Below are 12557 nucleotides of genomic sequence, written 5' to 3'. Positions count from 1 at the left end.
GCGATGCGGATGGTCTCAGTCATGGGCCACCCCCAGATAGGCGTCGATCACGTCTTGATTGCTGCGCACCTCGTCGGGCGTGCCGTCACCGATCTTCTTGCCGTAATCCATCACGACGACCCGGTCGGAGAGGTCCATCACGACGCCCATATCGTGTTCGATCAGGACGATGGTGGTGCCGAATTCGTCGTTCACGTCGAGGATGAAGCGGCTCATGTCCTCTTTCTCTTCGACGTTCATCCCGGCCATCGGCTCGTCGAGCAGAAGGATCTTCGGCTCGGCGGCCAGCGCTCGCGCCAGCTCCACCCGCTTCTTCAGGCCGTAGGGCAGACGCCCCACCGGCGTTTTCCGGATATTCTGGATCTCGAGAAAGTCGATGATCTTTTCGACCTTCTCGCGGTTCTCGTGCTCCTCGGCGGCGGCACCCGTCCACCACCAGCCCGCCTGCGACATGAGACCCTTCTTCATATGGGTCAGCCGCCCGGTCATGATGTTGTCGAGCACCGACATGCCGTCGAACAGCGCGATGTTCTGGAAGGTGCGCGCGATACCGAGGCGCGCGACCTGATAGGGCTTCATCGGCCCGCGCTTGATGCCCTTGTAGAACACCTCGCCCTCGGTCGGGATGTAGAAGCCCGAGATGACGTTCAGCATCGAGGATTTCCCCGCGCCGTTCGGCCCGATGATCGCGCGGATCTCGCCCTCGCGGATGTCGAAGGAGATATCCTTGATCGCCACCACACCGCCAAAGCGCAGCGTGATGTTCTTCATCTCCATGATGACCCCGCCGATCTGGCGGCCGTCGGCGGTGACGTAACCTTCGTTCATGTCTTTCATTCCGCCGCCTCCGCCATCTGTTTCGGGGCCACGACCTTCGCGTCGGCGATCTTCAGCGTCGCCTTGATCGAGCCTTTGCGCCCGTCCTCGTAGGTCACTTCCGTTTCGGTGTAGATCTCGTCGCGCCCGTCGTAGAGCGCCGCGATGAGGTCGGCGAATTTCTCGCCGATCACGTTGCGGCGGACCTTGCGGGTGCGGGTCATCTCGCCGTCATCGGCGTCGAGTTCCTTGTGCAGGATCAGGAAGCGATGGACCTGACAGCCCGAGAGCATCGGGTCTTCGGCGATGCTTTCATTCACCTCTTCGACATGCTCGCGGATCATCTCGTAGACGCGCGGATGGCCCGCAAGCTCCTGATAGGAGGCGTAGGAGATGTTGTTGCGCTCGGCCCAGTTGCCGACTGCGGTGAGGTCGATATTGATGAAGGCCGTGCAACGGTCCTTGCCTGCGCCGAACACCACCGCCTCGAGGATCGAGGGGTAGAACTTCAGCTTGTTCTCGACATATTTCGGCGCGAACAGGCGACCGTCGGCCATCTTGCCCACGTCCTTCGCGCGGTCGATGATCCGCAGATGCCCGGTGTCTTCCTCGAAGAAGCCCGCATCGCCCGTCGCGACCCAGCCTTCCGGGTCCTTGGTGGACGCCGTGCTCTCAGCGTTCTTGTAATACTCCACGAAGGTGCCGGGGCTGCGATAGAAAACCTCGCCATTGTCGGCGATCTTCACCTCGACGCCCGGGGACGGCACGCCCACCGTATCGGCGCGCACTTCGCCATCGGGCTGCTGGGTGATGAAAACCGAAGCCTCGGTCTGACCGTAGAGCTGCTTCAGGTTGATCCCGAGCGAGCGGTAGAAGGAGAAGATCTCCGGCCCGATCGCCTCGCCCGCCGTGTAGCCCACGCGAATGCGCGAGAAGCCAAGCGTGTTCTTGAGCGGGCCGTAGACGAAGAAATTGCCCAGCGCATAGGACATCCGCTTGCCGAAACTGACGGGCTTGCCGTCGAGAATATCGGGACCGACGTCGCGCGCGACCTTCATATAGTGGTCGAACAGCTTCTTCTTCAGCTTGCCCGCATCTTCCATGCGGATCATCACCGAGGTCAGCTGGTTCTCGAAGACCCGCGGCGGCGCGAAGAAATAGGTCGGCCCGATCTCGCGCAGGTCGATCATCATCGTCTCGGGGCTTTCCGGGCAGTTCACGGTGAAGCCCGACCAATAAGCCTGCCCGATCGAGAAGATGAAATCGCCCACCCATGCCATCGGCAGGTAGGCGAGAACCTCGTCATTATGGTTCAGGTGATCGAATTCCGAGGACGCCTTGGCGGTCTCGATGATGTTGCGGTTCGACAGGACCACGCCCTTCGGCTTGCCCGTCGTGCCCGAGGTGTAGAGCATCACGCAGGTGCTGTCATAGGTCAGCTCTGCGATGCGCTTGTCCAGCTCGGCCTCGTAGCGCGAATGGCCCGCGCAACCCTCGGCCTGCACGTCCTCCAGCGCGTTCATGCGCGAATGGTCGTATTTCCGCATGCCGCGCTTGTCGGTGTAGGTGACATGGGTGATCGCGTGGATGCGGTCTTCGATCTCGACGATCTTGTCGACCTGTTCCTGATCGCCGCAGACGACGAAACGCGCCCCGCAATGCTCCATCACATAGGCCATCTCGTCGGCCGCCGCGTCCTGATAGAGCGGCACCGGAATCGCGCCGCACATCTGCGCCGCGACCATCGACCAGTAATGCATGGGGCGGTTGCGCCCGATGATGGCGATATAATCGCCCCGTTCCACGCCGAGGCTCAGGAAGCCCAGCGCCATCGCGCGGATTTCCTCGGCCGCTTCGGCCCAGCTCCAGCTCTGCCAGATCCCGAATTCCTTTTCGCGATAGGCGGGGTAGCCACCATATCGGGCCACGTTCCGCGCCAAAAGCGCAGGAATCGATTGGGCAGACTCCTGCCCCTTCGCGACTGCGTCAGCCAAATTTTCCTCCCTCGCGCCGGTATCTCCGGCGTCCCTCGACCGCCCCGGGCGCTCCTCCGCGCACAGTTCGGCATGGCTCGACAGTCCATGTCAAAGTTTTCGTGATCTTTTCGTGATTGTAACGAATTCTTACCGCTTCGCTGCGCAGCGAAACACGCTTTGCCACGCCGCCCGCCGGTGGTAGCAAAAGCCAAGGAGCGGGAGGGGCGAGGTGAGCGAAACGAGCCGCGAGCGGCTGACACAGGCGGGACTGAACCTGATCGGACAGGCGCTGTCGATCTTCGACAGCGATCTGCGGCTGGCCGTGTCGAACCGCCAATATCAGCTGATGTTCGACCTGCCCGACACGCTGACCCAGCCCGGCACCACCTTCGAGGATACGATTCGCTTCCTCGTGACGCGGGGCGAATATGGCGAGGTCGACGATATCGAGGCCGCCGTCCGCGAGCGGGTCGAAACCGCGCGCGCCTTCGAGGCCCATTACATGGAGCGCCAGCGGGCGAACGGGCGCACGATCTCGGTCGAAGGCGCGCCGCTGCCCGAAGGCGGCTGGGTCACGGTCTATACCGACATCACGCCGGTGAAGCGGCAAGAGGCGCTGTTGCGCGCGCGGTCCGAGGAATTGTCGGACCAGCTGCTCGACCATGCCGAGGCTCTGGCGGCGGCGAACCGGGAACTGGCCGCAACCAACATGGCGCTGGAGGAAACCTCGCGCCAGTTGGCGATCACCGAGGCCCGCACCCGACAGGTGACCGAGATGATGCCCGCCCATATCGCGCGCGTCGATCGCAACCTGATCTACACCTTTTCCAACCGGCGCCTGTCGACCGTGATGCCCGGATCGCTCGCCAATGCGGTCGGCCACCATGCGAGCGAGGCGCTCGGCCCCGAGACCTATCGCAAGATCACCCCCGGGTTTCGGCGCGCGCTGGCGGGCGAGGCGAGCGTCGTCGAGATCACGCATGACCCGTCGGGCCGGCGCATCCGCGTCGCACTGACCCCCGATCTTGCCAGCAAGAACGAGGTGAGCGGGGTCTACATCCTCTCCACCGACGTCACGCATGAGGCGCAAGCCCGCGCAGCACTCGCGCAATCCGCGAAGCGCGAATTGGCAGCACAGCTTTCCTCGGGGCTCGCGCATGACTTCGCCAATCTGCTGACGATCATCCTCGGACTGCAGGGGCGGCTCGAACGGATGGAGGGGCTGCCCGCCGACGCGCAGGACGCGATCCGGGCGACCCTTGGCGCGGCCCGGCGCGGCGGCACGCTTCTCGACCGGATCGCCGCGATCTCGGGCCCGCGCGAGCTGCGCCCGCAGGCGGTGGTGCTCGACGATCTCTTCGACGATCTCGCCGCGATGGCGGGGCCTACGCTCCATGATCCGGTGACGCTCGATTTCGACAATAGCGATCTGAAAGACCCGATCCTGCTCGATCCCGGCCCGTTGCAGGACAGCCTGCTGAACCTGATCCTGAACGCAAATCACGCGATGCGCGCCGAGGGCGGCACGATCCGGATCGAGGCCCGCGCGGTGCGCGATACATGGGTCGAAATCGCAGTGACCGATCAGGGCGGCGGGTTCTCGGATGAGGCGCTCGAACATGCGCTCGATCCGTTCTTCACGACCAAGGGCAATGAGGGCTCCGGGCTCGGCCTGTCGATGGTCTATGACCAGACCAAGCTCGCGGGCGGCACGCTGCGGCTGGCCAATACCGAGGACGGCGCGCGCGTCACGATGCGCCTGCCGCTGAAACCCGCCGCCCGCCAAGCCGAGCCGATGATGGTGCTGCTGGTCGAGGATGACGAAGACATTCGCGCTAGCACCCGCGACATGCTGCGGGCGATGGATCACACGGTCGTCGAGGCGGGCACGATCGCCGAGGCCGAAGCCCTGCTGAACCTGCCCGACATCGCGCTGGTCCTGTCGGATATCCAGCTGCCCGGACCGCGCAGCGGGGTGGATCTCGCCCGCAAAATCCGCAATCAGGTTCCGATGATCCTGATGACCTCGCTGCCGCCGGGCGATGCGCTGCGCGCGCAGGCCCCCTGCCCGGTCCTTCAGAAACCCTTTACCGCCGCGCAGCTTGCGGCGCTGCTTGCGGGAGTGCCTCGATGAGTGCCGACCATCCCCTTGTCGCGATCCTCGACGACGAGCCCGAAATCCGCCGGATGCTTTCCGACGCGCTCGAAGAGGCCGGGTTCCGCACGACCTGCTACGGCCGCGCGACCGAATTCGAAGCCGGGCTGAAGCGCTCCTCCCCCGATGTCTGCCTTGTCGATCTGGGCCTGCCCGATCGCGACGGGCTCGCGCTGGTGCATCGGCTGGCGCTGGAATCGGGCGCTGCGATCATCATCATCTCGGGCCGCGCGCAGGTGCAGGACCGGGTGACGGGGCTGGAGCTTGGCGCGGATGATTACATCATCAAGCCCTTCGATCCGGCCGAGGTCGTGGCCCGCATCCGTGCGCGCCTGCGCAAGGGGCGTAGCGAGGGGCCGGCGCAGGCGCAGACCGCCCATTTCGCAGGCTGGACCGCACATTTCGACCGCTACCTGCTGGTGGCGGAGGACGGGGCCGAGACGTCGTTCTCTCATGCCGAAGGCGAAGTGCTGCGGCTGTTTCTGGAAAGCCCGAACCGGCTGATCACCCGCGCGCAGATGCAGGAATCCTTGGGCGGCGCGGCAGGCGAAAGCTTCGACCGGGCGATGGATGTGCGGATCTCGCGGCTGCGTACGAAGCTGGGCGAAGATCCGAAAAACCCGCGCCTTATCAAGACGATCTACGGCGCAGGCTATATCTTCCTGGGCGAGGTCCGCTGGAGCTGACGACACCGCCTCTATCGCGGACATCAAGGCGTTAACCTCTTTTCGCTGGCCAAAACCGCCCCGCTCTGATTCACTTCACGAAATCGGGATGCAGGGGCACTGCCATGCTCAATCTCCTTCTTCACACGCCGACATCGCGACGGTTCTATCGCGTGGAAGTCTCCGACAACCTGTTCGGGGAATATACCGTGCTGCGCGAATGGGGCCTGCAGGGCCAGACCGGCGCGTCCTGTCTGCGGTGGTTTTCCAACCTGCGCGACGCGGTCCATGCGGCGGAGCGGTTTCGTCGCCGAGCGCAGCGCCGCGGCTATGCGCTGAGCGAAGCGGGCGCAGGCGAAGCGCAGGCCTGAGCCCTACTCAGTCTTCGGGGTTCTCGGACTTCCCCGCCGCCGCGCGTTCCTCGCGCTTGATCTTCGCCCGTATCTTCTCCAGCCGCGACTTCAGCTTACTGCGGCGCCGGTTCTGATAGGCGGTGATGATCGGCAGCGACACGTAGTAGCAGATCGTCGCCGCGATCACGCCGGGACCTATCCCGCCGATCAGATAGGGCAACCAGACATCGGTGAAAAACCGCTCCAGCCCGCTCCATTCCGCGTGCTCGGGAGTGAACATCGCCCAGAAGTTATGCAGCAGATCGTGGCTCGCAGCCTGAAAGGTCTGCAGCAGGCTTTCGGGCTCTCCTCCATGGTCGAGGCGATCCCCAAGGATCTTGTGCCCCAGCTTCGTCGAGAAGACCGCGATGATCGGGAAGGTGACCGGATTGCCGAAAAACGTCGCTAGGATCGCCGCGAGGATATTGCCGCGCATGATCCAGGCCACGGCCGCAGCGCTAACGAAGTGAAATCCGAACAGCGGCGTGAACGAAACCAAGACTCCCGCCCAGACGCCACGCGCGATCCGGTGCGGTCGGTCGGGAAGCCGGTTGACCCTGTGCTTGACGTATTGGAAAGCGCGGGACCAGCCCGAACGCGGCCAGATCGCCTCGCGCAGGTTGGCCCAAACCCCCCGTTTTTCGCGTCGTCTGAAGACCACGCCGCCGTCCTTTCTCCCCCCTGCGCCGTGTGCGTCAGGGTTTGCGCGACAGGTTTCTGATCCGCTCCACCTGTGCCACGTCGCTCTCCGCCTCCAAGGCGGTAAGCAGGCGATGCATATGTTCTGCATCGCACAGTTCGACCTCGACGAGAACCGAATAGAAGTCCGGCTTGCGCTCCACAAAGTCGAGGTCCGAAATATTTGCCTTCTGCTGGCCGATCAATGTGCAGATATGTCCCAGCACGCCCGCATCGTTCGAGATCGTGACCTTCAGGGTCGCGGTGTAGGCGGGCGGGTGTTGCCCGGTCTTCCAATGCAGATCGACCCAGCGTTCGGGCTGATCCTCGAACTCTTCGAGCGCGGGGCAATCGATCGCGTGGATCACGACGCCCTTGCCGCGATAGGTGATGCCGACGATGCGCTCGCCCGGCAGCGGCTGGCAACAATCGGCGCGGCGGAAGCTCTGATCGGCGCCGAGTCCCAGAACGGCGCGGGTCGGCTCGATCTCGGTGCCTTCGCGGCGTTGGGCGAGCTCGGGATACAGCGCGTCGAGCACATCCGAGGCCGCCAGTTCCGCAGAGCCGAGCCGGGCGAGAACCTCGTCCTGATCGCCGATCCCCAGCGCCTTGCCGGCCGTGCGCAGCGCCTTGTCGGTCACGCGGCGGCCGACATGTTCGAAGGCCACACGCGCCAGTTCCTGCCCCAGCTTGATGAAGCGGTCGCGATCTTCCTCGCGCAGCGATTTGCGGATCGCGGCCTTGGCGCGCCCGGTCGCCACTATATCGAGCCAGGTCAGCTGCGGACGCTGGCCCGAGGCGGTGATCACCTCGACCGACTGGCCATTCTTCAGCCGGGTCCAGAGCGGCACGCGGATGCCGTCGACCTTGGCGCCGACGCAGCTATTTCCGATCCGCGTGTGGATCGCATAGGCGAAATCGATCGGGGTCGCGCCTTTCGGCAGCTTCACCACATCGCCTTTCGGGGTGAAGCAGAAGACCTGATCGGAATACATCTCGAGTTTGACGTTCTCGAGAAACTCGTCGTGATCGCCGTCGCCATCGGGGTCCGAGAACCGCTCGCTGAGCGAGGCGAGCCATTTCGCTGGATCGACCGCGAAGGGGTTCTGCGCCCGCTCGCCGTCGCGATATGACCAGTGCGCCGCGACGCCGGCCTCGGCCACTTCGTGCATCTGCCGGGTGCGGATCTGCACCTCGACGCGCTTGCCGTCACGCCCCGAAACGGTGGTGTGAATCGAGCGGTAGCCGTTGGTCTTCGGCTGGCTGATGTAATCCTTGAACCGGGTCGGCACCGCGCGCCAGCGGTGGTGGATCAGACCCAGCACCCGGTAGCAATCCATCTCGGTGCGGGTAATGACGCGGAAACCGTAGATATCCGACAGGCGCGAGAAGGTGAGCTGTTTCTCCTCCATCTTGCGCCAGATCGAATAGGGCCGCTTCGCGCGACCGAAGACGTCGGCGTCGATGTCCTCGTCTTCGAGCAGCGCGCGGATGTCGGCGGTGATCTTCGGGATCACATCGCCGGTTTCCTTCTGCAGGCTGACGAAGCGGCGGATGATCGAGGTGCGTGCCTCGGGGTTGAGCACCTTGAAGGCGAGGTCTTCGAGCTCCTCGCGCATCCATTGCATACCCATCCGACCTGCGAGCGGCGCGTAGATCTCCATCGTCTCGCGCGCTTTCTGCGCCTGCTTCTCGGCCCGCATCGAGCGGATCGTGCGCATGTTGTGCAGACGGTCGGCGAGCTTCACGAGGATCACCCGCAGGTCTTTCGACATCGCCATGAACAGCTTGCGGAAGTTCTCCGCCTGCTTCGAGGCCGCGTTCGAGAGTTGCAGGTTGGTCAGCTTGGTGACGCCATCGACCAGCTCGGCGATCTGCTCGCCAAACATCTCGGACACTTCGCCATAGGTCGAGCGTGTGTCTTCGATCGTGTCGTGCAGAAGGGCGGTGATGATTGTCGCATCATCCAGACGCTGCTCGGTCAGGATCGCCGCCACCGCGACAGGATGCGAAAAATAGGGCTCGCCCGAATGCCGGAACTGCCCTTCATGCATGTCTTTTCCGTAGGCATAGGCCTTCCGGATCAGATCCGCATCGGTCTTGGGATTATAATTGCGGACGAGCGCGATCAGGTCTTCGACGTCGATCATTCGCGCTCGTTCCAGCCAATCAGTGGATTACTCGCGCCCCTGCGCGTCCATCAGCGCGCGCAGCATACGCTCTTCGCTCATGTCGTCTTCGACGGCACGATCGGGGCTCTCGCCACCCATGAGCATCGCCATCGAGTCCTCTTCGGGCTCGTCGACCTCGATCTGGGTCTGGTTGCTCTCGATGAGACGCTCACGCAGATCCTCGGCCGATTGGGTCTCCTCGGCGATTTCGCGCAGAGCGACGACGGGGTTTTTATCGTTGTCACGCTCGACCGTGAGGGGAGCGCCAGCAGCGATTTCGCGGGCACGATGCGAAGCGAGCATTACCAGCTCGAAGCGGTTCGGAACCTTGTCAACGCAATCTTCAACCGTCACGCGGGCCATGAATCTCTCCAGAAGAACTCGGATTGAGGGCCCTACTTAGGCTTTGCAGTGCAGAAACACAAGCGCCCATCCGGCCCGTCCGCAGGGTTTTGACCACGTTACAGAGGGGAAATCGGGGATTTTTCCGCCTCGGGAAGGGCGGCGAGCATTTCCATCACGCTGTCGCCCGTGATCGGGTGGCGCCAGAGCGGCGCGATTTCGGCCAAGGGAATCAGCACGAAGGCCCTGTCCTGCAAGCGCGGATGCGGCAGGATCAGGTCGGTCGGAGCCTCGCGCTGCTGCGCCTCCGGCGGAAGGTTCTTCCAGCGCAGAAAGCTCTCGCGATCCGGCAGAACCCGATCCTCCGAGGCGATCAGGTCGATATCGACAACACGCGCGCTCCAACGACCTTCCCGCACACGGCCAAATTCTTCTTCGACTCCATGAAGTTGCGCGAGCGCATCGCGCGGTTGCAAACTGCTTCGCATTTTGCAACAAGCGTTCACGAAATCGGGACCGGACCCTTCGGGAACGGCAGGCGTCGACCAGAACCGACTGGCGGCAACCAAGGAAAACCCCAATTGCTCGAGCCGCTCGATCGCGGCGCAGAGCGTAGTGCGAGGAGACCCGAATTGGCTTGGTAGATTCGCCCCGAAAGCGACCAAATAGTTAGTGTCCATAAAGACAGATTCCGTTTCCCTCGCGAAATGCGATATGTCCTAGATAAATCTGGTCGGCCCTCCCCGCCTGTGCAACACAATTGATGCGGCTATACTTTCCGTATCGGCACCTGCGCGAACTGGTCCACCCTACCTGTGCAAGAGGACTGTATGTTCTACAAGGACGAACGGCTCGCCCTGTTCATTGACGGATCTAATCTCTATGCGGCCGCCAAGGCGCTTGGCTTTGATATTGATTACAAGCTGTTGAGACAAGAATTTGAACGTCGCGGCAAACTCGTCCGCGCGTTCTATTACACCGCTCTTCTGGAGAGTGAAGAATATTCGCCGATCCGACCGCTCGTGGATTGGCTGAATTACAATGGATTCGCGATGGTCACCAAACCGGCCAAGGAATACACGGATTCCATGGGTCGCCGGAAGGTGAAGGGCAACATGGATATCGAGCTGGCCGTCGATGCGATGGAACTCGCACCGCGCCTCGATCATATCGTGCTGTTCTCCGGCGATGGTGATTTCCGCCCGCTGATCGAAAGCCTTCAGCGTCAGGGCTGCCGCGTCTCGGTCGTCTCGACGATCCGCTCGCAGCCGCCGATGATCGCCGACGAGCTGCGCCGTCAGGCCGACAATTTCATCGAACTCGACGCGCTGCGCGAAGTGATCGGTCGCCCGCCGCGTGAGCCGCGCGAGGACGAGAACGGCGACGACAGCTGATCCGGGGCCTGACGCGACCCGTAATTCGTGCTTGAAGGGGCGTGCAGATCACCTGCGCGCCCTTTGTCATTGCGGAAGGCCTGATGCTCGAAAACGTTTCCCTCTTTGGCCTCTTCGTCTCGGCGCTTCTGGCGGCGACGCCGATCCCGTTCCAGTCGGAGCTCGTATTCGTCGCGCTGCAGACGCTTGGCACCCAAAATATCTGGCTGATGATCCTCATCGCCGCCGTGGGAAACACGATCGGCTCGCTCGTCACCTACGTGATCGGACTGGGCGTCACCCACTGGAAAGACCGCAAATGGTTTCCCGCGACCGAAGCGCAGCTCGCGCGCGGCCATCGCTGGTTCGAGCGCTGGGGGATCGGCCTGCTGTTGCTGAGTTGGGCGCCCGGCGGCGATCTGATCTGCCTGATCTCCGGCATCCTGCGCATGTCGCTCTGGCTCTTCATTCCGCTGGTCTTCGTGGCCAAAGCCGGACGTTACGCGGTACTGGCCTGGCTGACGGCGGAAGCGATCAAACTCGCAAGCTGATCGCCTCTGGACGCGAGGCGGACGGGGCTTTAGGTCTGAACCCGAACAAAGGAGCGCGCGATGAAACCCTCCCTGACCCTTTATCTGGCGGCCCCGCGCGGCTTTTGCGCGGGCGTCGACCGGGCGATCAAGATCGTCGAGATGGCGATCGAGAAATGGGGCGCACCGGTCTATGTGCGCCACGAGATCGTCCATAACAAATACGTCGTCGACAGCCTGCGCGATCAAGGCGCGGTCTTCGTGGAAGAACTCGACGAATGCCCTGATGACCGGCCGGTGATCTTCTCGGCCCATGGCGTGCCGAAATCGGTGCCCGCCGAGGCCTCGCGGCGCGAGATGATCTATGTCGACGCGACCTGCCCGCTGGTGAGCAAGGTCCACAAGGAAGCCGAGCGGCACTCGAACGAGGGGCTGCAGATGGTCATGATCGGCCATGCGGGCCACCCGGAAGTGCTGGGCACGATGGGGCAGCTGCCCGATGGCGAGGTGCTGCTGGTCGAGACGGTCGAGGATGTGGCCAAGATCACGCCGCGCGATCCCGATAGGCTGGCCTTCATCACCCAAACCACGCTGTCGGTCGATGACACGGCGGCGATCGTGGCCGCGCTGCAGGACCGGTTCCCGAAGATCGTCGGCCCCGCCAAGGAAGACATCTGCTACGCCACCACCAACCGTCAGGCATCGGTGAAGGCGATGGCCGATCAGATCGACGCGCTGCTCGTGATCGGCGCGCCGAACTCGTCCAACTCGCGCCGTCTGGTCGAGGTCGGCAAAGCCTCGGGCTGCGCCTATTCGCAGCTGGTGCAGCGCGCCGCGGATATCGACTGGCGCGCGCTGGAGGGGGTGCAGACGGTCGGCGTGACCGCGGGCGCGAGCGCGCCGGAAGTGCTGATCGACGAGGTGATCGACGCCTTCCGCCAGCGCTATGACCTGACCGTCGACCAGATCGAAACCGCCCGCGAGGACATCGAATTCAAGGTGCCCCGCGTTCTGAGAGAGGCGTCGTGATGCGCGAAATCGGCCCGAAAATCCCCGGCGGCGCTTTGCTCCTTGGCCTTACCGGGCTGATCCCGTTTCTCTGGGGCGTGCTGGTCGTGCAGACCGGCCAATTCGCCTTCATAGCGGACCCGCGTGTGGCGGTGCTCGCCTATGGCCTGATGATCTTCTGCTTCATGGCGGGCAGCCTCTGGGGCTTCGCCGCAAGCGCGGAATGGGAGACCGGCTATTTCCTCGCCGTCGCTCCGGTAATCTTCTTCATCGCCTTCGTGGCGCTCGGGATGCCGGTGAATTTCGTGCTGATTCTGGGCTTCCTCGCGCTCTTGCCGCTCGACTGGTTGTTCCAGAAATTCGGCCATACGCCGCGCTGGTGGCTCAAACTGCGCATCGGCCTGACGGTCGTCGTCGTCGCCTGCCTGATCGCGCTTGTAAGGACGTAACG

Annotated in this window: 13 protein-coding genes; 7 read left to right on the top strand and 6 right to left on the bottom strand. The window is 63.4% G+C overall.

All coding sequences use genetic code 11. The annotated features are described in order from the left end of the window. Positions 1–15 precede the first annotated feature (15 nt). Together BMI91_RS17415 and BMI91_RS17410 are read right to left on the bottom strand one after the other, a co-directional pair. Entirely contained in the window at positions 16–837 is an 822-nt protein-coding gene (locus BMI91_RS17415) for an ABC transporter ATP-binding protein (RefSeq protein WP_078522363.1), read from the bottom strand. Next, positions 834–2810 carry an AMP-binding protein gene (locus BMI91_RS17410; protein ID WP_078606049.1) on the bottom strand — a complete coding sequence of 659 codons (1977 nt, stop codon included), beginning with the start codon at positions 2808–2810 and terminating at the stop codon, positions 834–836. The genes BMI91_RS17415 and BMI91_RS17410 overlap by 4 nt, the downstream gene beginning before the upstream one ends. Positions 2811–3021: 211 nt before the next feature. Here BMI91_RS17410 and BMI91_RS17405 point away from each other — a divergent pair, with 211 nt between their 5' ends. From BMI91_RS17405 to BMI91_RS17395, 3 genes are all read left to right on the top strand, one after another. Next, positions 3022–4926, top strand: a complete 1905-nt coding sequence (locus tag BMI91_RS17405; RefSeq protein ID WP_078606048.1) for a hybrid sensor histidine kinase/response regulator — start codon at positions 3022–3024, stop codon at positions 4924–4926. Continuing rightward, the gene (locus tag BMI91_RS17400) at positions 4923–5633 is read left to right on the top strand and encodes a response regulator transcription factor (RefSeq protein WP_078541712.1); all 711 of its coding nucleotides are present in this window, start codon (positions 4923–4925) and stop codon (positions 5631–5633) included. The genes BMI91_RS17405 and BMI91_RS17400 overlap by 4 nt, the downstream gene beginning before the upstream one ends. 104 nt (positions 5634–5737) lie before the next feature. Then, entirely contained in the window at positions 5738–5983 is a 246-nt protein-coding gene (locus BMI91_RS17395) for a WGR domain-containing protein (protein ID WP_078541711.1), read from the top strand. 7 nt (positions 5984–5990) lie between these two features. Here BMI91_RS17395 and BMI91_RS17390 read toward each other — a convergent pair whose 3' ends face one another. From BMI91_RS17390 to folK, 4 genes are all read right to left on the bottom strand, one after another. Further along, complete coding sequence (locus BMI91_RS17390) at positions 5991–6794, bottom strand: DUF2062 domain-containing protein (RefSeq protein ID WP_341853201.1); 804 nt, start codon at positions 6792–6794, stop codon at positions 5991–5993. Next, on the bottom strand, positions 6700–8832 hold the full coding sequence (locus BMI91_RS17385; protein ID WP_078550819.1) for a RelA/SpoT family protein: 2133 nt from the start codon (positions 8830–8832) through the stop codon (positions 6700–6702). Before BMI91_RS17385 ends, BMI91_RS17390 begins: the two co-directional genes overlap by 95 nt. Positions 8833–8859: 27 nt before the next feature. Next, positions 8860–9216 carry a DNA-directed RNA polymerase subunit omega gene (rpoZ, locus tag BMI91_RS17380; protein WP_078522357.1) on the bottom strand — a complete coding sequence of 119 codons (357 nt, stop codon included), beginning with the start codon at positions 9214–9216 and terminating at the stop codon, positions 8860–8862. 98 nt (positions 9217–9314) lie between these two features. Beyond that, on the bottom strand, positions 9315–9875 hold the full coding sequence (folK, locus tag BMI91_RS17375) for a 2-amino-4-hydroxy-6-hydroxymethyldihydropteridine diphosphokinase (protein WP_078550821.1): 561 nt from the start codon (positions 9873–9875) through the stop codon (positions 9315–9317). 150 nt (positions 9876–10025) lie between these two features. Here folK and BMI91_RS17370 point away from each other — a divergent pair, with 150 nt between their 5' ends. The 4 genes from BMI91_RS17370 (at position 10026) to BMI91_RS17355 (ending at position 12555) form a co-directional block, all read left to right on the top strand. Further along, positions 10026–10589, top strand: coding sequence for a LabA-like NYN domain-containing protein (locus BMI91_RS17370; protein WP_078522355.1), 564 nt, complete (start codon positions 10026–10028; stop codon positions 10587–10589). An 83-nt stretch (positions 10590–10672) separates the two neighbouring features. Further along, positions 10673–11119, top strand: coding sequence for a YqaA family protein (locus tag BMI91_RS17365; RefSeq protein WP_078606086.1), 447 nt, complete (start codon positions 10673–10675; stop codon positions 11117–11119). A 60-nt stretch (positions 11120–11179) separates the two neighbouring features. Continuing rightward, positions 11180–12127, top strand: coding sequence for a 4-hydroxy-3-methylbut-2-enyl diphosphate reductase (gene ispH, locus BMI91_RS17360; RefSeq protein WP_078541705.1), 948 nt, complete (start codon positions 11180–11182; stop codon positions 12125–12127). Then, positions 12127–12555 carry a DUF3429 domain-containing protein gene (locus BMI91_RS17355; protein WP_078606046.1) on the top strand — a complete coding sequence of 143 codons (429 nt, stop codon included), beginning with the start codon at positions 12127–12129 and terminating at the stop codon, positions 12553–12555. The genes ispH and BMI91_RS17355 overlap by 1 nt, the downstream gene beginning before the upstream one ends. Positions 12556–12557 lie beyond the last annotated feature (2 nt).

Source organism: Thioclava sediminum (genome assembly GCF_002020355.1).
Classification (GTDB): Bacteria; Pseudomonadota; Alphaproteobacteria; order Rhodobacterales; family Rhodobacteraceae; genus Thioclava; species Thioclava sediminum.
Note: the sequence above shows the minus strand (reverse complement) of the source record. Positions and strands in the feature narration are given on the sequence as shown.

What these genes read in the sequence shown, in the direction of transcription:
- BMI91_RS17415 (WP_078522363.1), bottom strand. Translation starts at nt 837, where the DNA reads ATGAAAGACATGAACGAAGGTTACGTCACCGCCGACGGCCGCCAGATC.
- BMI91_RS17400 (WP_078541712.1), top strand. Translation starts at nt 4,923, where the DNA reads ATGAGTGCCGACCATCCCCTTGTCGCGATCCTCGACGACGAGCCCGAA.
- BMI91_RS17395 (WP_078541711.1), top strand. Translation starts at nt 5,738, where the DNA reads ATGCTCAATCTCCTTCTTCACACGCCGACATCGCGACGGTTCTATCGC.
- BMI91_RS17390 (WP_341853201.1), bottom strand. Translation starts at nt 6,794, where the DNA reads ATGCAGAACATATGCATCGCCTGCTTACCGCCTTGGAGGCGGAGAGCG.
- BMI91_RS17385 (WP_078550819.1), bottom strand. Translation starts at nt 8,832, where the DNA reads ATGATCGACGTCGAAGACCTGATCGCGCTCGTCCGCAATTATAATCCC.
- rpoZ (WP_078522357.1), bottom strand. Translation starts at nt 9,216, where the DNA reads ATGGCCCGCGTGACGGTTGAAGATTGCGTTGACAAGGTTCCGAACCGC.
- folK (WP_078550821.1), bottom strand. Translation starts at nt 9,875, where the DNA reads ATGGACACTAACTATTTGGTCGCTTTCGGGGCGAATCTACCAAGCCAA.
- BMI91_RS17370 (WP_078522355.1), top strand. Translation starts at nt 10,026, where the DNA reads ATGTTCTACAAGGACGAACGGCTCGCCCTGTTCATTGACGGATCTAAT.
- BMI91_RS17365 (WP_078606086.1), top strand. Translation starts at nt 10,673, where the DNA reads ATGCTCGAAAACGTTTCCCTCTTTGGCCTCTTCGTCTCGGCGCTTCTG.
- ispH (WP_078541705.1), top strand. Translation starts at nt 11,180, where the DNA reads ATGAAACCCTCCCTGACCCTTTATCTGGCGGCCCCGCGCGGCTTTTGC.
- BMI91_RS17355 (WP_078606046.1), top strand. Translation starts at nt 12,127, where the DNA reads ATGCGCGAAATCGGCCCGAAAATCCCCGGCGGCGCTTTGCTCCTTGGC.